This window comes from Pseudomonas sp. GW822-FHT05A08, assembly GCF_058800485.1.
Genome location: NZ_CM179511.1, coordinates 3,496,945 through 3,517,688, shown reverse-complemented (window position 1 = coordinate 3,517,688; position 20,744 = coordinate 3,496,945). Strand labels below are relative to the sequence as shown.

At 64.3% G+C, this 20,744-nt stretch carries 18 protein-coding genes; 17 read left to right on the top strand and 1 reads right to left on the bottom strand.

Annotated elements, in window-relative coordinates; genetic code table 11:
- Positions 1 to 762: 762 nt before the first annotated feature.
- From arnB to AC3RCP_RS15755, 12 genes are all read left to right on the top strand, one after another.
- Positions 763 to 1,902, top strand: a complete 1,140-nt coding sequence (gene arnB / locus AC3RCP_RS15810) for a UDP-4-amino-4-deoxy-L-arabinose aminotransferase (RefSeq protein WP_492570366.1) — start codon at positions 763 to 765, stop codon at positions 1,900 to 1,902.
- Between the two features lie 4 nt (positions 1,903 to 1,906).
- A complete protein-coding gene (gene arnC, locus AC3RCP_RS15805) occupies positions 1,907 to 2,926 on the top strand; it encodes an undecaprenyl-phosphate 4-deoxy-4-formamido-L-arabinose transferase (protein WP_102680312.1) in 1,020 nt (339 codons plus the stop codon).
- Positions 2,923 to 4,929 (top strand): bifunctional UDP-4-amino-4-deoxy-L-arabinose formyltransferase/UDP-glucuronic acid oxidase ArnA, encoded by a 2,007-nt coding sequence (gene arnA / locus AC3RCP_RS15800; protein WP_492570365.1) that lies wholly within the window; start codon positions 2,923 to 2,925, stop codon positions 4,927 to 4,929. The genes arnC and arnA overlap by 4 nt, the downstream gene beginning before the upstream one ends.
- Entirely contained in the window at positions 4,929 to 5,813 is an 885-nt protein-coding gene (gene arnD, locus AC3RCP_RS15795) for a 4-deoxy-4-formamido-L-arabinose-phosphoundecaprenol deformylase (RefSeq protein ID WP_367601454.1), read from the top strand. The genes arnA and arnD overlap by 1 nt, the downstream gene beginning before the upstream one ends.
- A complete protein-coding gene (arnT, locus tag AC3RCP_RS15790) occupies positions 5,810 to 7,456 on the top strand; it encodes a lipid IV(A) 4-amino-4-deoxy-L-arabinosyltransferase (protein WP_492570364.1) in 1,647 nt (548 codons plus the stop codon). Before arnD ends, arnT begins: the two co-directional genes overlap by 4 nt.
- Positions 7,453 to 7,797 (top strand): 4-amino-4-deoxy-L-arabinose-phosphoundecaprenol flippase subunit ArnE, encoded by a 345-nt coding sequence (arnE, locus tag AC3RCP_RS15785; protein ID WP_009043831.1) that lies wholly within the window; start codon positions 7,453 to 7,455, stop codon positions 7,795 to 7,797. Before arnT ends, arnE begins: the two co-directional genes overlap by 4 nt.
- Positions 7,794 to 8,207, top strand: coding sequence for a 4-amino-4-deoxy-L-arabinose-phosphoundecaprenol flippase subunit ArnF (gene arnF / locus AC3RCP_RS15780; protein WP_101337943.1), 414 nt, complete (start codon positions 7,794 to 7,796; stop codon positions 8,205 to 8,207). Before arnE ends, arnF begins: the two co-directional genes overlap by 4 nt.
- Complete coding sequence (locus AC3RCP_RS15775; RefSeq protein ID WP_009043829.1) at positions 8,204 to 9,577, top strand: UDP-glucose dehydrogenase family protein; 1,374 nt, start codon at positions 8,204 to 8,206, stop codon at positions 9,575 to 9,577. Before arnF ends, AC3RCP_RS15775 begins: the two co-directional genes overlap by 4 nt.
- Positions 9,578 to 11,197, top strand: a complete 1,620-nt coding sequence (locus AC3RCP_RS15770) for an ArnT family glycosyltransferase (protein WP_492570363.1) — start codon at positions 9,578 to 9,580, stop codon at positions 11,195 to 11,197.
- Between the two features lie 42 nt (positions 11,198 to 11,239).
- A complete protein-coding gene (locus AC3RCP_RS15765; RefSeq protein WP_492570362.1) occupies positions 11,240 to 11,773 on the top strand; it encodes a GNAT family N-acetyltransferase in 534 nt (177 codons plus the stop codon).
- A 228-nt stretch (positions 11,774 to 12,001) separates the two neighbouring features.
- Positions 12,002 to 13,186, top strand: a complete 1,185-nt coding sequence (locus AC3RCP_RS15760; protein WP_087090997.1) for an MFS transporter — start codon at positions 12,002 to 12,004, stop codon at positions 13,184 to 13,186.
- A gap of 157 nt (positions 13,187 to 13,343) precedes the next feature.
- A complete protein-coding gene (locus tag AC3RCP_RS15755; RefSeq protein ID WP_492570361.1) occupies positions 13,344 to 14,051 on the top strand; it encodes an HPP family protein in 708 nt (235 codons plus the stop codon).
- A 169-nt stretch (positions 14,052 to 14,220) separates the two neighbouring features.
- On the opposite strand, the gene AC3RCP_RS15750 is transcribed toward AC3RCP_RS15755, so the two are convergent.
- Positions 14,221 to 15,084 carry a LysR family transcriptional regulator gene (locus tag AC3RCP_RS15750; protein ID WP_007925718.1) on the bottom strand — a complete coding sequence of 288 codons (864 nt, stop codon included), beginning with the start codon at positions 15,082 to 15,084 and terminating at the stop codon, positions 14,221 to 14,223.
- Between the two features lie 317 nt (positions 15,085 to 15,401).
- On the opposite strand from AC3RCP_RS15750, the gene AC3RCP_RS15745 reads away from it, so the two are divergent.
- The 5 genes from AC3RCP_RS15745 to AC3RCP_RS15725 all read left to right on the top strand — a co-directional run bounded on the left by AC3RCP_RS15745 (position 15,402) and on the right by AC3RCP_RS15725 (position 20,630).
- Positions 15,402 to 15,815: a GtrA family protein gene (locus tag AC3RCP_RS15745; RefSeq protein WP_492570360.1), complete on the top strand. Its 414-nt coding sequence runs from the start codon at positions 15,402 to 15,404 to the stop codon at positions 15,813 to 15,815.
- Positions 15,802 to 16,794, top strand: a complete 993-nt coding sequence (locus tag AC3RCP_RS15740; RefSeq protein WP_492570359.1) for a glycosyltransferase family 2 protein — start codon at positions 15,802 to 15,804, stop codon at positions 16,792 to 16,794. The genes AC3RCP_RS15745 and AC3RCP_RS15740 overlap by 14 nt, the downstream gene beginning before the upstream one ends.
- Positions 16,791 to 18,188 carry an ArnT family glycosyltransferase gene (locus tag AC3RCP_RS15735; protein WP_492570358.1) on the top strand — a complete coding sequence of 466 codons (1,398 nt, stop codon included), beginning with the start codon at positions 16,791 to 16,793 and terminating at the stop codon, positions 18,186 to 18,188. The genes AC3RCP_RS15740 and AC3RCP_RS15735 overlap by 4 nt, the downstream gene beginning before the upstream one ends.
- A 165-nt stretch (positions 18,189 to 18,353) precedes the next feature.
- On the top strand, positions 18,354 to 19,475 hold the full coding sequence (locus AC3RCP_RS15730; RefSeq protein ID WP_492570357.1) for an enoyl-CoA hydratase/isomerase family protein: 1,122 nt from the start codon (positions 18,354 to 18,356) through the stop codon (positions 19,473 to 19,475).
- Between the two features lie 3 nt (positions 19,476 to 19,478).
- Entirely contained in the window at positions 19,479 to 20,630 is a 1,152-nt protein-coding gene (locus AC3RCP_RS15725; RefSeq protein ID WP_101337936.1) for an acyl-CoA dehydrogenase family protein, read from the top strand.
- The last annotated feature ends 114 nt before the right edge of the window (positions 20,631 to 20,744 follow it).

The window sequence follows — 20,744 nt, the reverse complement described above, 5'->3', positions numbered from 1 at the left end:
TTGGCTTCTATTCGTTATTGAATGGCCGGTGGTTATTCAGCGGTGAATGAGAGCAGTGTTATTGCCAGCGTCTTCCCTCTCCCGGATTCCGCCGACAATAGCGCCGGTTTTTTCCACATGGTTTGACTTCAGGCAAACGATCGAGCACCGCTACAAGCCCGACGGAGTATACGACGGGAACGCCATGGCCCTATCAAAGGTCGTATCGGTCGCCATGGTCGAGCGCCCGAAGGTGTCAAGGCAGGAAGATGGAGCGTCCACGGACCGGTGGTGTGCAAACGGATGCTCCTTGGTTCAGGTGGTGCTTGAAAAACAGCGGCATCTGCAAAGGCAGAAAACTCTCTTGGCCAAACGACTTTCATCCATGTTATCCGCGAAAAAGAACCCCTTGGGGATGCTGTAACAGGGGTTTTCCCGATCAACTAGTGGCGAAGTCTGAACACTGGCTGTCTAGGTGAAAGATAAACGCTCCGTTGGCCTTTTTTTCATGTTCGTTTCACATTTTTCCGCTTAACCTGAATCCATTCATAGACACAGGAAATCAGCCCGGTCATCTAATCGAAACAAAAGCTAACACACTGATATGGCTTTACTTTTACCCCGCATGGTCTTTACTGCAATCAGGCATGGACGACCACACCGACCTCACTTATGGACGTACTTCAATGACCGAACCAAAAACGCCTTTTTTGAATAGTCCCAGCTGTGGCACAGGCGCTTTTTCTTCTTTCGATTGCTGAAATCCTTTTTCCCGAGGTCTCAATGAACCAGGCTTTCCTTCCTTTCTCGCGTCCGAGTATTGGCGATGAAGAGATCGCTGCGGTCGAGCAGGTTCTACGCTCTGGCTGGATCACCACCGGACCGAAAAACCAGGAGCTCGAGCAGCAATTCGCCGCGCGGGTCGGCTGCCAGCACGCGGTGGCATTGTCATCGGCCACCGGCGGCATGCACATTACCCTGCTGGCGCTGGGCATCGGCCCGGGCGACGAGGTGATCACCCCCTCGCAGACCTGGGTTTCCACGGCCAACATGATCTGCCTGCTGGGGGCGACGCCGGTCTTCGTCGATGTCGATCCGCACACCCTGATGACCGATGCCGCCACGATTGAAGCGGCGATCACACCACGGACCAAAGCGATCATCCCGGTGCATTACGCCGGTGCCGCCTTCGACCTCGACCCGCTCTACGCCCTGGCCGACAAACACGGCATCGCAGTGATCGAGGATGCCGCCCACGCCGCCGGCACCGCCTATCGCGGTCGGCCCGTCGGCGCCCGGGGCACGGCGATCTTTTCCTTCCATGCGATCAAGAACATGACCTGCGCCGAAGGCGCGATGTTCGTCAGCGACGACGAGGCCCTGACCAACCGGGTGCGCATGCTCAAGTTCCACGGCCTGGGCGTCGACGCCTATGACCGCCTGACCCACGGGCGCAAGCCCCAGGCCGAGGTGATCGAGCCCGGCTTCAAATACAACCTGGCGGATATCAATGCCGCCATCGCCCTGGTGCAGTTGCAGCGCCTTGACGCGATCAATCGCCAGCGTGAAATCCTGGCCAAGGCCTACCTGGAGCAACTGCGCGATCTGCCGATGCAACCGCTGCACCTGCCGCAGTATCCGCAACAACATGCCTGGCACCTGTTCATCCTGCGCATCGACGCCGAGCGTTGCGGCATCGATCGCGACGGATTCATGAAGGCCCTGCAGGAGCAAAATATCGGCAGCGGCATCCACTTCGTCGCCACTCACCTGCACAGCTATTACCGCCAGCGCTTCCCGGATGTGCATTTGCCCAACACCGAATGGAACTCGACACGCCTGTGCTCGATTCCGCTGTTCCCCGACATGACCCTCGACGATGTCGAGCGGGTCGTCGGCGCCATCAAAACCTGTCTGGACTGAAACCTTGAAACCTTATCCAATCCAGTTCGTGTCGATCGTCATTCCGGTCTACAACGAAGAAGAAAGCCTGCCCGAACTGCTGCGGCGCACTGAAGCGGCCTGTCGCCAGCTCAAGCACGATTTCGAGATCGTCCTGGTGGACGATGGCAGCCGCGACGAATCGGCACAGATCCTCGAGGAAGCAGCCGGACGCGAAGGCAGCCCGGTGGTGGCGGTGATCCTCAACCGCAACTACGGCCAGCACGCGGCGATCATGGCCGGTTTCGAGCAGTGCCGTGGCGACGTGGTCATCACCCTGGACGCCGACCTGCAGAACCCGCCGGAAGAAATCCCGCGCCTGGTGGCCCAGGCCGAGCTGGGCTACGACGTGGTCGGCACGGTGCGCAACAATCGCCAGGACTCCGCCTGGCGCCGCTGGCCGTCGAAGCTGATCAACCTCGCCGTGCAACGCTCCACTGGCGTGGCCATGAACGACTACGGCTGCATGCTGCGCGCCTACCGCCGCAGCGTGGTCGACGCCATGCTCGCCTGCCGCGAACGCAGCACCTTCATCCCGATCCTGGCCAACAGCTTCGCCCGCCACACCACCGAGGTGCTGGTGAACCACGCCGAGCGTGAACACGGCGACTCCAAGTACAGCCCGATGCGCCTGATCAACCTGATGTTCGACCTGATCACCTGCATGACCACCACGCCGCTGCGCCTGTTGAGCATCATCGGTTTCAGCATGGCCGGCCTCGGCGTGCTGTTCGCCCTGCTGCTGATCTTCCTGCGCCTGGTGTTCGGTTCCGAATGGGCCGGCGACGGTATGTTCGTGCTGTTCGCCATCCTGTTCGTGTTCACCGGTGGCCAGTTCATCGGCATGGGCCTGTTGGGCGAATACCTGGGCCGCATGTACAGCGATGTACGCGCCCGCCCACGCTTCTTCATTGAAAAAGTCTTGCGCAGCCAGCCTGCCGCTCCTGCTCCCGCTGTCACCGTCGACGGTCTAACTTCCACTCTCTCCGATCAGGTCTCGCCATGAGTCATAAAGCTGTTGTCTTCGCCTACCACGATATCGGCTGCGCGGGCATCGAAGCCCTGCTCAACGCGGGTTATGAAATCGGCGCGGTCTTCACCCATGCCGACGATCCGAAGGAAAACACCTTCTACGGCTCCGTGGCCCAACTGTGCTCGCTAAAAGGCATCCCGGTGCATGCCCCGGAAGACGCCAACCACCCGCTGTGGGTCGAGCGCATCGCCAAACTCAACCCCGACTACATCTTCTCCTTCTACTATCGCAACCTGCTGAGCGAAGCGCTGCTGGCCACCGCCAGCAAGGGCGCCTTCAACCTGCACGGTTCGCTGCTGCCGAGCTACCGGGGCCGCGCGCCGGCCAACTGGGTGCTGGTCAACGGCGAAAGCGAAACCGGCGTGACCCTGCACCGCATGGTCAAGCGCCCAGATGCCGGGGCGATCGTTGCCCAGCAGCGGGTGGCCATCGAGCGCAGCGATACCGCGCTGAGCCTGCACGGCAAGCTGCGCGATGCCGCCGCCAGCCTGCTGCGCGACACCCTGCCCGCCCTGGCGCAAGGCAAGGTCAGCGAAACCGCCCAGGACGAATCCCGGGCCAGCTACTTCGGTCGCCGTACCGCGGCTGATGGCAAGCTGCTGTGGAGCCAGCCGGCCGAGCAACTGTTCAACCTGGTGCGTGCCGTGACCAAGCCTTACCCGGGCGCGTTCTGCGCCGTGGGCGAGCACAAGCTGATCGTCTGGAGCGCCGAGGTCATCAAGGGCAACGAAGGCCAGGCCCCGGGCCGGGTGATCAGCGTCGACCCGCTGCGCATCGCCTGCGGCCAGGACTCGCTACTGATCAACGCCGGCCAGCGCAACGACAACGGCCTGTACCTCAGCGGCCCGCAACTGGCCAACGAGCTGGGCCTGGTGGATGGCTCGCTGCTGCGCGGCGCCGAATCCGGTCGTGCCCCGCGGCGCACCCGGGTGCTGATCCTCGGCGTCAACGGTTTCATCGGCAATCACCTGTCCGAGCGCCTGCTGCGTGACGACAAGTACGAGGTCTACGGCCTGGATATCGGCTGCGACGCCATCGAGCGCCTGCGCAACCATCCGCATTTCCACTTCGTCGAAGGCGACATCAGCATTCACTCCGAGTGGATCGAGTACCACATCAAGAAGTGCGACGTGGTCCTGCCGCTGGTGGCCATCGCCACCCCGATCGAATACACCCGCAACCCGCTGCGTGTGTTCGAGCTGGACTTCGAAGAGAACCTCAAGCTGGTCCGCTACTGCGTCAAATACAACAAGCGCGTGATCTTCCCGTCGACCTCCGAGGTCTACGGCATGTGCCAGGACCGGAACTTCGACGAAGACAGCTCCAACCTGATTGTCGGCCCGATCAACAAGCAACGCTGGATCTACTCGGTGTCCAAGCAACTGCTGGACCGGGTGATCTGGGCCTACGGCAGCAAAGGCCTGAACTTCACCCTGTTCCGTCCGTTCAACTGGATGGGGCCGCGCCTGGATCGCCTGGATTCGGCGCGCATCGGCAGCTCCCGGGCCATCACCCAGCTGATCCTCAACCTGGTGGAAGGCACGCCGATCCGCCTGTTCGACGGTGGCGAGCAGAAGCGCTGCTTCACCGACATCGCCGACGGCATCGAGGCCCTGGCGCGTATCGTCGACAACGAAAACGATGTGTGCAACGGCCAGATCATCAACATCGGCAACCCGGACAACGAAGCCAGCATCCGCCAGTTGGGCGAAGAGCTGTTGCGTCAGTTCGAGGCCCATCCGCTGCGTGGCAACTTCCCGCCGTTCGCCGGTTTCCGCGAGGTCGAGAGCAAGTCCTTCTACGGTGCCGGTTACCAGGACGTGGAACACCGCAAGCCGAGCATCGCCAACGCCAAGCGCCTGCTGAACTGGGAGCCGACCGTCGAGATGAAGGAAACCATCGGCAACACGCTGGACTTCTTCCTGCGCGAAGCCATGCTCGAAATCGCGGAGCACTCTAAAGAAGAAGCATGTTGATGCAGGCAGGTCTGCGAATCGATGTCGACACCTATCGCGGTACCCGTGAGGGGGTGCCGCGGTTGCTGGAACTGCTCGACGAGGCCGGGATCAAGGCCACCTTCTTCTTCAGCGTCGGCCCGGACAACATGGGGCGCCACCTGTGGCGCCTGATCCGCCCGCAGTTTTTGTGGAAGATGCTGCGCTCCAACGCCGCCGGTCTTTATGGCTGGGACATCCTGCTGGCCGGCACCGCCTGGCCGGGCAAGCCCATTGGCCGCGACCTCGGGCACCTGATGCGCCAGGCCCGGGACGCCGGCCATGAGGTCGGCCTGCACGCCTGGGATCACCACGGCTGGCAGGCCAATGCCGGGCGCTGGAACCAGGCGCAGCTGATCGAGCAGATCCGCCAGGGCGTCGACACCCTCAATGACATTCTCGGCCAGCGCGTCGACTGCTCGGCCGCCGCCGGCTGGCGCGCCGACGAGCGTGTGATCGAGGCCAAGCAGGGCTTCGGCTTTCGCTACAACAGCGATTGCCGCGGCACGTCGATCTTCCAGCCCCGGCTGGCGGATGGCGGCCTGGGTGCCCCGCAGATTCCGGTCGACCTGCCGACCTTCGACGAAGTGGTCGGGCCAGCCGTCGCGGCCCACGACTTCAACACATTCATCCTGGACCGGTTCAGCCCTGACAGGCTCAACGTCTACACCATTCACGCCGAGGTCGAAGGGATTCTGATGGCCAACGATTTTCGTCAACTGCTGGCGCAAGCCCGCCAGCGCGACATTCATTTCACTACCCTGGGCAACCTGTTGCCCGCCTCCTTGCAGAGCCTGCCCCAGGGGCAGGTCATTCGTGGCGCCCTCGAGGGCCGCGAAGGCTGGCTGGGGGTGCAAGGCGCATGACCAGACGCTGGGCCCTGCCTCTTTTACTGCTTGCCTTCGGCCTGTTCTACCTGCTGCCGATGGCCACCCACGGTTTGTGGATTCCCGATGAAACCCGCTATGCGCAGATCAGCCAGGAAATGCTCCTGACCGGCCATTGGGCATCGCCGCATTTCATGGGCATCCGTTATTTCGAGAAGCCGGCCGCCGGCTACTGGATGATCGCCCTCAGCCAGGCGCTGTTCGGCCAGAACCTGTTCGGCGTGCGGGTCGCTTCGGCCCTGAGCATGGGCCTGAGCGTACTGCTGGCCTATTTGATGGCCAGGCGGCTGTGGAACGACCCGCGCAAGAGCCTGGTCTGCGCCCTGCTGTACATGAGTTTCTGCGTGGTGGTCGGCGCCGGTGGTTATGCCAACCTCGACCCGCAGTTCACCTTCTGGGTCAACCTGAGCCTGGTGGCCCTGTGGTTCGCCCTGGACAACCAGACACTGCGCGGCCGTCTGCTGGCCTGGGCCGGCCTGGGCTTCGCCTGCGGCATGGGCTTCATGACCAAGGGTTTCCTCGCCTGGCTGCTGCCGGTGCTGATCGCCCTGCCCTACATGTTCTGGCAGAAACACCTGCGCGAACTGTTCATCTACGGCGGCGTCGCGGTGCTGGTGGCGATTGTCGTGAGCCTGCCGTGGGCCCTGGCGGTACATGCCCAGGAAGCGGATTACTGGCGGTTCTTCTTCTGGCATGAACACATCCGCCGCTTTGCCGGTGACGATGCCCAGCACGCCTCGCCATGGTGGTACTACCTGCCGTTGCTGGTGGCGTTCAGCATGCCCTGGGTCCTGGTGCTGCCGGGCGCCTTGAAGCAGGCCTGGCAGACCCGGCGCCAGGCGAGCATCGGTTTCCTGCTGCTGTGGCTGATCCTGCCGCTGGCGTTCTTCAGCCTGAGCAAGGGCAAGCTGCCGGCCTATATCCTGCCGTGCCTGCTGCCCCTGGCGCTGTTGATGGGCAATAGCCTGAGCGACCGGCTGCACGCCGGGCAAACCCGGATCATCCGCCTCAACGCTGTGCTCAACCTGGTGCTGGGCCTGTTGCTGCTGTTGGCGCTGGTGTACTTCCAACTGAAGAAGCCGCTGTACAGCAACGAGCCCGGGCATCTGGTGCTGGTGTTCCTGGCCCTGCTTGGCTGGAACATGAGCAACCTGCTGCCAGCCTTCCGCCCGTTGCAACTGTGGGCCGCGCCGGCGCTCGGCAGCTGGCTGTTCATCGCCCTGCTGCCCGCCGGCCTGCCGAACTCGGTGGTCTACAACAAGATGCCGGATCAATTCATCATCGATCACGCCGAGGAACTCGCGAAGAGCCACACCCTGGTGAGCAACGACCTGGGCGCCGCCTCGGCCCTGGCCTGGCGCCTCAAGCGCCAGGATATCGCCTTGTACAACACGACAGGCGAAGTGAAATATGGCCTGGCCTATCCTGATACCCAGCATCGCTATATCGACCTGCGCAAGGTCGGCGAATGGATGCCCGAGGCCCGCAAGCAAGGCCAGGTGGGCGTGGTGATGCGGGTCAATGGCGACGAGCACTACGAAATCGATCTGTTGCCGCAGGATTTCAAACGTTATGACCAGGGCAATCTCGTGATCCTGATCTTCCCTCAGAGCCAGCCATGAGCCTGTTGCTGCTGCTCGCCGCCTGCCTGCTGACCTGCCTGGGCCAGATCGCGCAGAAGTTCGCCGTGGAAAGCTGGCGTGGCCAGCCCTCCGGCGCGCTCGCCAAACTGCGCTCGCCCTGGCTGTGGCTGGCCCTGGCCAGCCTCGGCCTGGGCTTGCTGGTGTGGTTGCTGGTGCTGCAGCGGGTCGAGGTTGGCATCGCCTACCCGATGCTGAGCCTGAACTTCGTGCTGATCACCCTGATCGCCCGCTTCGTCTTCCATGAAGCCATCGACCGCCGCCACTGGCTGGGCGTCGCGCTGGTACTGGCAGGCGTGCTGCTGTTGAGTCGCCACGCATGAGCCGGGCTCTGGGCTTCACCTTCGCCATGGGCAGCGTGCTGCTGGTCAGCGCCGCGCAACTGGGCATGCGCTGGAGCATGACCCGCCTGCCGGTACCCGCGGACTGGCTGGCGGCGCTGTCCGGCGGCCAGGTCGACCTGCTGGCGCTGGGCGTGGTGCTGGCGGCGATCCTCGCCTATGTCCTGTCGATGCTCTGCTGGCTGCTGGCCCTGCGCGACCTGCCGCTGGGCCGGGCCTATTCCCTGCTCAGCGTCAGCTACGCCCTGGTCTACCTGCTGGCCGCCAGCCTGCCACTGTTCAACGAACCGTTCAGTCTCTCGAAAACCCTGGGGGTGGCGCTGGTCATCCTCGGCGTCATTACCATCAACTCACGACCTGCTCCCGCGACAAGTCCCAGGAATACCCCATGAAAATCAGCGTATTTGGAAGTGGTTACGTCGGCCTCGTACAGGCCGCCGTGCTGGCCGAAGTCGGCCACGATGTCATCTGCATGGACATTGACGAACACAAGGTCCAGCAGCTGCAACAGGGGCACGTCAGTATCTTCGAGCCCGGGCTGTCGAGCCTGGTGCGCGACAATCTGGAAAGCCGGCGCCTGAGTTTCACCAGCGACGAAAAGCTCGCGGTGCAACATGGCCAGGTGCTGTTTATCGCGGTCGGCACGCCGTCCAGCGAGGACGGCTCGGCCGACCTGCGCTACGTGCTGTCGGTGGGCGACGCCGTGGCCCGGCACCGCGAGCAGCCGGTGATCCTGGTGGAGAAATCCACGGTGCCGGTAGGCACTGGCGACACCTTGAAAGCCCATATCGAAAAGGCCCTGGACGGGCGCGCCCTGCAGTTCGATATCGTCTCCAACCCGGAATTCCTCAAGGAAGGCTCGGCGGTGTCCGACTGCCGCCGACCGGACCGGATCATCGTCGGCTGCGAGCGCGAAGAAGTCCGCGACGTGATGCGCGACCTGTACGCACCGTTCAACCGCAACCATGACCGCATCATGTTCATGGACCTGCGCAGCGCCGAGCTGACCAAGTACGCCGCCAACTGCATGCTGGCGACCAAGATCAGCTTCATCAACCAGATCGCCGAGCTGGCCGAACACCTGGGGGCCGACATCGAGTCGGTGCGCCTGGGGATCGGCGCCGACTCGCGCATCGGCTATCACTTCATCTACCCGGGCTGCGGTTATGGCGGCTCGTGCTTCCCCAAGGACATGCGCGCGCTGATCCACAGCGCCGAGCAGGCCCATTGCTCCAGCGACCTTTTGCAAGCGGTGGAAGCCATTAACGAACGCCAGAAACACAAGCTGTTCGAGCGCATCAACGCCTTCTACAAGGGCGACCTGAAAGGCAAGACCTTCGCCCTCTGGGGCCTGGCCTTCAAGCCCAACACCGACGACATGCGCGATGCCCCCAGCCGGGTGCTGCTCGAATCCCTGTGGGCCGCCGGCGCCAATGTGCGCGCCTTCGACCCGGAAGCCATGCAGGAAACCCAGCGCCTGTACCCCGACGAACCGAAGCTGATGCTGATGGGCACCCCGGAATCGGTGCTCAACGACGCCGACGCGCTGATCATCTGCACCGAGTGGCAGCAGTTCAAGGCGCCGGACTTCCAACTGCTGCAACAGCGCCTCAAGGCCCCGGTGATCTTCGACGGGCGCAACCTGTACGACGCCGAGCGCCTGGCCCGCAACGGCTTCACCTACTTCCCGATCGGCCGCGGCGAGTCGCGCCAGCTGCCGATTCCTCATCGACAATGGGCCGACGCCAGGGCCAAGGCCTGAATGCCCAGGGCCGGCAGCACGCCTTCCAGCACCCTGCATTGGCAAGCCTGGGGGCTGGGGCTGCTGGCCCTGCTGCTGTTTTGTGCCAACACCGGCCAAGTGGCGGTGATCGGCTTCGATTCGCGCTTCGTGCTGTTCGCCAAGGAAATGCTGCGCCATGGGCCGGGCTTTTTTCCCACCACCTATGGCCAACCCTATGCTGACTACTCCAGCGCCTCGACCCTGCTGATCGACCTGTTCGCCCTGGCCTCGGGCCGGGTCACGACCCTCGCGGCCTGGCTGCCCACGGCCATCGCCGGGGCGCTGATCGTCAACCTCATGTACCGTCTGCTGGCGCCCAGTTCGAAAACCTGGGCCTTGACCAGCATCGCCCTGCTGTTGCTCAGCAGCACCTTCATCAGCGAAACCCGCGCCATCTCCCTCGACCTGATGCTCACCGCCATCGCCCTGGCGGTGTTTTACCTGGGGTATGCCCACGATCACTTCGCCGCGCCGCGCCGCCTGTGGCTGATCCTCGCGTTGCTGGTCGCGGGGTTCGCCATTCGCGGGCCGATCGGCCTGGTGATTCCCTGCGGCATGCTGTGCAGCTATTACCTGCTCGAAGGCCAGTGGCGACGCATGCTGGTCTTCGGTGGCAGCGCCCTGCTGTTGTTGCTGGCATGCGTGGCGCTGTTGCTGTGGCTGGCCCGGCTGAGTGGCGGCCCAACCTTTATGCAGGAGGTGATCCGCATGCAGTTCACCGGGCGCATGGATGGCAGCGAAGGCAGCAGCGGCCCGTTCTATTACTTCAGCAGCTCCCTGGGCAACTATGCCCTGGCCTACCCGCTGGCAATCCTGACCTGGCTGGCGGTGTGGCTTGGCCCCCGCGAGCAGCAGGATCGCGCGCGCAGGCTGCTGGTGCTGTGCAGCGCCGCGGCCCTGCTAGTGTTGATCGGCCTGTCGATTCCCCAGGCGAAAAAAGCCCGCTACCTGCTGCCGATGTTGCCCATGCTGGCGATCGTCGCGGCCTATCCCTTCCACGACGTCCAGGGCCGCAGCCTGGCCTGGTTGCGCCGGGGTATCCAGGGCCTGTGGCTGCTGATACCCGGATTACTGATAGCCGCGTTGCTGGTGGCGCAGCGGCGCTTTGCCGAACCCTTGGCCGGCTTGAGTCCTCTGCTGGTGTTGCTCGGCGGTTTGCAGCTGGCGGCGCTGGGCCTGTTGCGCATGCCGCGCTGGCGGATTGGCGGCCAGGCCCTGGGCGCCGTGCTGGCCGTCTGGAGTGCCTATATCCTTGGGTTCGAGCCGCTGGCCCGGCAGCTCTACGACACCCACACCTTCACCCTGGCCGCCTGGAAGCTGATCGAGCAAGACCCGGCCCCTGTGGTACTGCACCATATGGGCAAGGACGCCAAGGCGATCAAGTTCATGGTCCACCTCGACCAGGACCTGCAGCCGCTGTTCACCGAGCGCCCCGAAGCTCTTGCAGCCATACCAGGCCCAGCCTGGGTGATCATGGATCGAAGCGACCTGGCGACGCTCAAGGCCACGCCGTTGGCGCGACTGACCCCGGTGCTCGGCGGGCGTTTCGACAAGAACGACTACGTCATGCTGCACCTGCCCGCCACCACGCCCCCCTGAACGGTTGATCGGTCGCGCCCTGGCTCCTTACACTCGCGCCCCATGACTCTGCAAATCCGCCTGGCCACAGAGGCCGATGCCCCCCTGCTCCCTGCCATCGAACGCAGCGCCGCCGCGCTGTTTCGCCGCGACCCCGAACTGGCCTGGCTGGCCGACGCCGAGGTGTCCGACGCCGCGCAGCACCGCGCACATATCCGCCAGCAGCGGGTGTGGGTGGCGGTGCTCGACCAAGAGGTGTGCGCCTTCCTCGACGCCGAAGCCTGCGCCGACGCGCTGCATATCTGGGAGATCTCGGTCGCCAGCGCCGCCCAAGGGCGCGGCATTGGCCGCCGCCTGCTGCAGACGGTGGGCGAACAGGCGCGCCAGCAGGGGTTTACCGCCCTGACCCTGAGCACCTTTCGCCAGTTGCCGTGGAATGAACCCTTCTACCAGCGCTGCGGTTTCGTCACTCTGGACGCCGAGCAATTGGGGCCGCGCCTGCGGCAGGTGCTGGCCGAGGAAGCTCTCCATGGCCTGCCGGCGGCCCGGCGCTGCGCCATGCGCCTGATACTGCCTGCCCACCCCATGCAACTGTAGGAGCGAAGCTTGCTCGCGATGACGGCCTGACAGGCCACATCGCCGCCGTTGAATGTGCCGGCCTTATCGCGAGCAAGCTTCGCTCCTACGGAAGATGGGTGCGGTATTTGAGATGGGGTGCGGGCCTGTCTTGAAGTGCTCGCGCAACTGTCAGAGGATGGCAAGCCTGGGGCTCCAGGATCGCTAGGGATTGTCGCCCACTCAGACAACAAGGACTCGTGCACCACCGTGGCCACTTACTCGCTGGTTATCCGCCGCCTGATGATCTGCTCGCTGACCATTGTCGTCAGTCGCGCCATCACCAGTCCCCTGCTCACCCTGTTCCTCAGCGAAAAACTCGGCCTCGACCAGCAGGACGTCGGCCTGCTGCTGGGGGTCGCGGTGTTCATCGCCACGCTGCTCGCGCTGTATGGCGGCTACATCCTCGATCGTCTGGACAAGCGCCGGCTGCTGATCCTGAGCATGCTCTCCAGCGGCATCGGCTTTGTACTGCTGACCTTCGCCCACAACCTCTACCTGACCACCGCGATCCTGGTGATCACCGAAACCGCCTCGGCGCTGTTCCTGATCGGCTCCAAGGCGATCATCAGTGAAAACCTGCCGGTGAGTCAGCGGGCCAGAGTGTTCTCCCTGCGCTACACCCTGACCAATATCGGCTACGCCACCGGCCCCATGCTCGGCGTGGTGATCGCCGGGCACCTGCCGCTGGCGCCGTTCCTGATCGCCGGCGCCATCGCCTTTCTCAGCACCCTGCTGATGCGCGGCATTCCAGCCACACCGGGCCTGCCCTCGCTGAGCAAGCCGCAGAGTTTCCTCGACACCCTGGTGACCCTGAAAAACGACCGCACGCTGATCATGTTCACCTGCGGCTGCCTGCTCAGCACTATCGTCCACGGGCGTTTCACCCTGTACCTGTCGCAGTACCTGCTGGTCACCGAAGACGCGAAAAGCGCCCTCGACACCATGGCCGCCCTGCTGGCCTGCAACGCCATCAGCGTGATCCTGCTGCAGTACCAGATCGGCCGTTTCCTCAAGCGCGAACAGCTGCGCTACTGGATCGCCGTCGGCACCAGCCTGTTCATCCTCGGCCTGATCGGCTTCAGCCTGGCCGACAGCCTGCTGGGCTGGTGCCTGGCGATGTTCGTCTTCACCCTTGGCGAGATGATCATCTACCCGGCGGAATTCCTGTTCATCGACACCCTGGCGCCCGAGGCCCTGCGCGGCAGCTATTACGGCGCACAGAACCTCGCGGCCCTGGGCGGCGCCTTGAGCCCGGTGATCTGCGGCTACCTGCTGGTGCATACCCCGGCGCCGACCATGTTCTATGCCCTGAGCAGCTTGACCGCCTTGGGCGGCCTGCTGTGTTTCATGAGCGGACGGCGGGTGGCCCAGGCCGCCACAGTACAAAAATAATGCACTTAAACAGCATTATTATGAATTTGTAGGCGCTTGGTTTGATCGGCACACTGTGCCGGTTCCTCCCCCCAACTGTTGGAACGTTTCAGGGCTTTCTGGTGCTCCAGACAAGCCCTTCTTTTTGCCCGCAAAACCGGAATTGGATCGCTTCGTCATGCTCGCTCGCTGGAAACCCGCCGCCATCAATACCCGCCCCTCGGAATGGAGCCGCGCCGCGATCGGCATGGCCTTGGGCACGCTGTTCAGTGTCTGGTTGTGCGGCCGGGTGTTCGGCATGGAGGTGGCGCTGCACCTGATCGGTCCGCTGGGGGCCTCGGCGGTGCTGCTGTTCGCGGTGTCGTCGGGGGCGCTGGCGCAACCCTGGTCGATCCTCGGCGGCTACCTGTGCGCCGCGGTCCTGGCGTTGCTGGTGGCCCATGTGCTCGGGCGCACCCTGGGCAGCGCCTGCCTGGCCGCCGGCATGTCCCTGGTGCTGATGTGCTGGCTGCGCTGCCTGCATCCGCCGGCCGGCGCCGTGGCCCTGACGATGGTGCTGGCCGACCCGGCCACCATCGCCCTCGACTGGCAGGCCCTGGGCCCGGTGATGCTGGCGGCCCTGTGCCTGTTGCTCAGCGCCCTGGCCTACAACAACCTGACCCGCATCCGCTACCCCAAGGGCCAGAGCGAACCCGCGACCCAACTGCCCGCCGATCAGCCGCCGAGCGATACCCAGGCCATCACCGCCGCCGACCTCAAGCTGGCGCTGGATGAAATGCAGGAGTTCTTCGACGTCACCCCGCAAGATCTGGAACAACTGATCCACGCCAGTGAGGCCCATGCGCGCCGGCGCAGTATTGGCGAGGTGTTGGCGCCGCGGGTGTGATCGGGTTATCCGGACAGATCGCGGAGTCAGGCTTTACGGCAACTGCGTTGCCGATCGCAGCCTCGCGGGCTCGGCAGCGGCTACACAGGCTCCGCAATCCCTGTAGCCGCTGCCGCAGGCTGCGCTCGACCGCGAAGCGGTCGTAAATCCAGGCGCCGCGTTTTACGACTCAGATCATCGGGTCCCAACGCTGCGACCAGTCGGTGTCGCTGGCGATGACTTCGCGCAGCACCTCGAAGGCCTGCTGCAGCTGCGCCGAATCCCGTTCGCGGGCGTACAGCAGGTAGGTCGGGAAGTTGAACTCCGGAGCCTTTTCCACCCGTTCCAGCACACCGCTGTCCAGGTAGCTTTGCACCACCCGGGTGCGGAAGTAGCCGCTGCCGCCGCCTTCGAGAATGAACTGCAAGGCCAGCGGCCCGAGGTTGAAACCCACCGCGGCCTTGGCCTGGTCCGGCAGCGCCGCGTCGTGCTGGCGACGGAAATCCTCGCCCCAATCGATGTACACATAAGGCTCGGGTTTGCCGGCCAGGCGCACCAGGATCAGCTTTTCCTCCAGCAACTGCTCGACCTGCAACCCCGGCCCGTACACCGGCTGGAACACCAGCGCGGCATCCAGCACGCCGAGTTCCAGCTGGCGTTGCAGGCTCGCGCCCTCGGCGATCTGGCTGCGCACCGCGTGGCTGGGAATCGCCTGGCGCAAGCGCCTTACCCAGTTGAGCATCAGCGGGTTGCAAAGGCTGACTTCACCGCCGATGTGCAGCACGTTGCGATAACCGGCCAGCAGCGGCAGGTCGCGCTGGGCGGCTTCCCAGGTCTGCACCAGCTGGTTGGCGTAGACGATGAACGCCTCGCCGTCGGCCGTCAGCCGGGCCCCGGCGCGGTTGCGCACGAACAGCTTGCAGTTGAGCTGGCCTTCGAGGTTCTGCACCCGGGCGCTGATCGCGGTCTGGGTCAGGTGCAGGCGTTCGGCCGCGGCGATCAGGCTGCCGCTGCGGACGATTTGCAAAAAGGTGCGGGCCAGGTCGATGTCCATGTTGCCTCTGGGTCACGAAAGTCGAGCGCCATTGTAGCGAGCCTCGGCCATCGAACCAGGTTTTCAACTCTTGCCCGGGACTGACCATGACAAGCTGACAGCTGGATAACAGCCACGACATGTTGCAGTAAGCTTAGTTGCTTCCAACTCCGGCAACACCGCGACTTTACTGACGCCGTACAAATAATGTCTTATTTGTCAGGTTACTTCGTGAAATATCTTCCCCGACCCGACAAACAATATTTTCACAAAAACCCCACTTAACCTCGACACAACTCCTCGAAGAATTAACGGGCTCGCCATTCTGGGAATTGTCGATGTCGCAATCATTAAAAACCTCCTTCAGTCATTATCTGCAGCAACTTTCCCGATATGCCCTGGTCGGCGTTCTCGCCACCTTGAGTCACTACGCGTTGTTCCTGGCCCTGCTCGCGTGCATGCCGGCGCTGCTGGCGAGCCTGCTGGGGGCCGGCCTGGGCACCTGGGTCAGCTACCAGGGCAACCGGCGCTGGACCTTCTCCCGGGCGGACCGCGAGGCCAGGGCGGATCAGGCCCTGCGGTTCTGCCTGACGGCCGCTGGCTACAACCTCGGCAATGCCTTGCTGATGCTGTTTTTGCTGCGCTTCGAACCTGACTCGCCACTGCTGATGCAAGTGCTCAGCACCCTCTGCCTGACCCTGGTCAGTTACTGGATAAACCGAACCTGGACTTTTAAAAATGAAGTTGCCTAGTTGCGTTCAACCAGACACGCACGACATGCTCAGCGTTATTATCTGCTGTTATAACGAAGCTCATGTCCTGCCCGAGTTTCATCGCCGCCTGATGTTGGTGATGCAGACACTTCCGGTAACTTACGAAGTATTGTATGTGAATGACGGGAGCCAGGATGGCAGTTGCGACTTATTGGAAGCGTTCTGCCACATGCCCGCTGTACGTTGCCTCAACTTGAGTCGCAACTTCGGCAAGGAGTCGGCGATGTCCGCCGGGCTCGATCATGCCACCGGCGATGCACTGCTGTTTATCGATGCCGACTTGCAGGACCCGCCGGAACTGATTCCGCTGATGGTCCGCCAATGGCTGGCCGGCAACGACATCGTCAACATGCAGCGCAGCGACCGGCGCAGCGACACCGCGGGCAAGCGCCTGAGCGCCCGGCTCTACTACAAGCTGATGAACCTGCTGGTGGACAAGTACCCGGTGCCACCGGACGTCAGCGACTTTCGCCTGATCGGCGCCGCGCCCCTGCACGCGCTGCGCGCCATGCCCGAGCGCGCCACCCTGATGAAAGGCCTGGTCAACTGGCTGGGCTTCAAGAGCGTGGAAATCCCCTACGAACGGGCGCGCCGCGGCGCCGGTGAGTCCAAATGGAGCCCCATGGCACTGGTGGACCTGGCCATGGAAGGCGTGCTGGCGTTCTCCCGCAAACCCCTGCGCTGGTTCAGCGTGCTCAGCCTGGCGGCCCTGCTGCTGACCAGCGGCTACCTGCTGCGCCAGTGGCTGATCGAGGCCTTCGACGTGCATCACCTGATCCTCGGCGCATTGGCCCTGGCCCTGGTGGGAATCGCCATGGTCGGCGAGTACATCGGCGCCACGCTGGTCGAGGTCAAGCGCCGCCCCCTGTATTTCCTGCGCAGCACCTTTGGCGGTTTTCCCCGGCGGCTGGAAGCACCGCCCAGCCTGCAGTCCAACGAACAAGACGAGATCCGATGAACAACCTTTCAACCCGCCACCTGTGGTGGCTGCTGCTCGGCATCCTGGGCCTGCGCCTGATGACCCTCGGCCTTTACCCCCTGATGGACACCTCGGAAGCGCGCTACGCCGAAATGGCGCGCAAGATGCTCGAACTCGACGACTGGGTAACCCCAATGTTCGACTACGGCGTGCCTTTCTGGGGCAAACCGCCGCTGGCCTTCTGGACCCAGGCCCTGGGCATGCAGTTACTGGGCATCAACGAGTTCGCCGCGCGCTTGCCCGCCTGGCTGCTGCATGTCGGCAGTTGCCTGATCGTCATCCGCTTCGCCCGCGAGGAATACGACGAACGCACAGGGCTGGTGGCGGCCATCCTGTTTTCCAGCTCCAGCCTGGGCCTGGTCTCGGCGGGTGTGGTGCTGACCGATCCGGCCCTGGGCTTCGCCGTGCTGCTGGCCGGTTATGGCTTCTGGCGCGGCACCGTGCATGGCGACCGGGCCTGGGCCCTGGCCGGCTACTTCGGCCTCGGCCTGGGGCTGCTGGCCAAGGGACCGCTGGCGCTGGTGCTGATGGGCGTCCAGGCGGGGCTCTGGACCTTGCTGAACAAACAATGGCGCGCCCTCCGGGCCCTGCCCTGGTTCAGCGGCCTGACGCTGATGCTGCTGGTGGCGCTGCCCTGGTATGTATGGACCGAACTGCGCAGCCCCGGGTTTCTCGATTACTTCCTGGTGGGCGAACACTGGAAACGCTATGTGATCAGCGAATGGGCCGGCGACCTGTATGGCAGCGCCCATGCCCGCCCGACCGGCAGCATCTGGCTGGACCTGCTGCTGGCGCTGTTCCCCTGGAGCCTGTTCCTGCCCCTGCTGTACGGGGTCTATCGGCAGCAGGCGGGTATGCGTCCCAGCCTGAGCTTCATCAGCCTGTGGGCGCTCACCACCCCGCTGTTCTTCACCTTCTCCGGCAACATCCTCTGGACCTATGTGCTGCCCGCCCTGCCCGCCTGGTGCCTGCTGCTGGCGCTGGCCCTGCGCGCGCGCTTGAACGCCCCCGGCAAACTGGTGGCCGGCCTGGCGCTGGCCCTGCCCCTGGGGATGACGGTCGCGGTGGTCGAGGGCGGAACCTTCCAGCGCCCACAGAACCAGCAAGCCCTGGCCCGGGCCTGGAGCGACCTGCAAGCGACCGAGGCCGCGCCGCTGTACTACTGGGGGCGGCGCTCCTATTCAGGGGAGTTCTACAGCGCGGGGCAGGCGCGGCGGGTCAAGGACCTCGCGGAGTTGCCCGCCAGCGGCGCCTTCTACCTGGCGCGCCGGGCCAAGGACTTGGACCGGGACCGCGCGCAGCTGCAACCCCTGGGCTGCGAGGAGCGGCTGCGGGCCAGCCAGAGCGTGCTGTTCAAGTGTTCCGGGCGTTGAAGGCAGGCCATGGGCGGCGCTGTCGCGAGCCCCGCGCGCCCATGCAAAAATGCACAGCCAACCTGCAGTTATCCCGGTTGTACATGGCAAATTTGCACTGTTACGATCCCTCATCGTTCGCGCGCGAACACACCTATAAAGAACAATAAAAGCAGGGAGTTAGTGATGACTGCTCAGGTTCCATCCCAGGCCACGCGAGACGCCGGCGCCACGTCGGTCGAGGCCTCGCCACAGGACGTGCTGGCCGAAGTCCGCAACCATATCGGTCACCTGACCCTCAACCGCCCCGCCGGCCTCAATGCCATCACCCTCGGCATGGTGCGCACCCTGCAGCGCCAGCTCGATGCCTGGGCCCAGGACCCGCAGGTGCACGCGGTGGTCCTGCGCGGCGCCGGCGAAAAGGCCTTCTGCGCCGGCGGCGATATCCGCACCCTGTACGACAGCTACCAGAACGGCCAGACCCTGCACGAGGAATTCTTCGTCGAGGAATACGCGCTGGACCTGGCGATCCACCGTTACCGCAAGCCGGTGCTGGCGCTGATGGACGGTTTTGTCCTCGGCGGCGGCATGGGCCTGGTCCAGGGCGCCGACCTGCGGCTGGTCACCGAGCGCAGCCGCCTGGCGATGCCGGAAGTCGGCATCGGTTATTTCCCGGATGTCGGCGGCAGTTATTTCCTGTCGCGCATCCCCGGCGAGCTGGGCATCTACCTGGGGGTCAGCGGCGTGCAGATCCGCGCCGCCGACGCCCTGTACTGCGGGCTGGCGGACTGGTACCTGGAGAGCGACCAACTGAACCTGCTGGACCAGCGCCTCGACAACCTGCAATGGCACGACACCCCGCTCAAGGACCTGCAGGGCCTGCTGGCCAAGCTCGGTGTGCAGCAACTGCCGGACGCGCCACTGGCGGCGCTGCGCCCGGCCATCGATCACTTCTTTGCCCAGGCCGATGTACCGAGCATCGTGCAGCAACTGCGCGAAGTGACCCTGGGCGATACTCATCAATGGGCCACCAGCACCGCCGACCTGCTGTCGACCCGCTCGCCCCTGGCCATGGCCGTGACCTTGGAAATGCTCCGGCGCGGCCGCCAGTTGAGCCTGGAACAGTGTTTCGCCCTGGAGCTGCACCTGGACCGCCAGTGGTTCGAGCGCGGCGACCTGATCGAGGGCGTGCGCGCCCTGCTGATCGACAAAGACAAGAACCCACGCTGGAACCCACCGACCCTGCAGGCGCTGGACGCCGCGCATGTGGCGAGTTTCTTCAGCGCTTTCGACCCCAGCCGGAGCTGAGCCATGCACGACATTGAATTGAGCGAAGAGCAGGTGATGATCCGCGACATGGCCCGGGACTTCGCCCGCGGTGAAATCGCCCCCCATGCCCAGGCCTGGGAAAAGGCCGGCTGGATCGACGACACCCTGGTGGCGAAGATGGGCGAACTGGGCCTGCTGGGCATGGTGGTGCCCGAGGAATGGGGCGGCACCTACGTCGACTACGTGGCCTACGCCCTGGCGGTGGAAGAAATCTCCGCCGGCGACGGCGCCACCGGTGCGCTGATGAGTATCCACAACTCGGTGGGCTGCGGGCCGATCCTCAACTACGGCAGCGCGGAACAGAAACAGACCTGGCTGGCGGACCTGGCCAGCGGCCAGGCAATCGGCTGCTTCTGCCTGACCGAACCCCAGGCCGGCTCCGAAGCCCACAACCTGCGCACCCGCGCCGAACTCAAGGACGGCCAGTGGGTGATCAACGGCGCCAAGCAGTTCGTCAGCAACGGCCGGCGCGCCAAGCTGGCCATCGTCTTCGCGGTGACCGATCCGGAGCTGGGCAAGAAAGGCCTGTCGGCGTTCCTGGTGCCCACCGACACCCCGGGATTCGTGGTTGACCGCAGCGAACACAAGATGGGCATCCGCGCCTCGGACACCTGCGCGGTGACCTTCAACCAGTGCACCGTCCCCGAAGCCAACCTGCTGGGCGAGCGCGGCAAGGGCCTGGCCATCGCCTTGTCCAACCTCGAAGGCGGCCGCATCGGCATCGCCGCCCAGGCCCTGGGTATCGCCCGTGCCGCGTTCGAAGCGGCGCTGGCCTACGCCCGTGAACGGGTGCAGTTCGACAAGCCGATCATCGAGCACCAGAGCATCGCCAACCTGCTGGCCGACATGCACACCCGCCTCAACGCCGCGCGTCTGCTGATCCTGCATGCCGCGCGCCTGCGCAGCGCCGGTCAGCCATGCCTGTCGGAAGCCTCCCAGGCCAAGCTGTTCGCCTCGGAAATGGCCGAGAAGGTCTGCTCCTCGGCGATCCAGATCCACGGTGGCTACGGCTACCTCGAGGACTACCCGGTGGAGCGCTACTACCGGGACGCGCGGATCACCCAGATCTACGAAGGCTCCAGCGAGATCCAGCGCATGCTGATCGCCCGGGAGTTGAAGCACTATCTGTTGTGACCCCAAAAGCTTCGCGGGCACGCCTCGCTCCTACAGGCGCGCGTGTTGATCGCTATGACGCAAACAACACAACCCCGTAGGAGCGAGGCTTGCCCGCGAAAGCATTTCAACCCC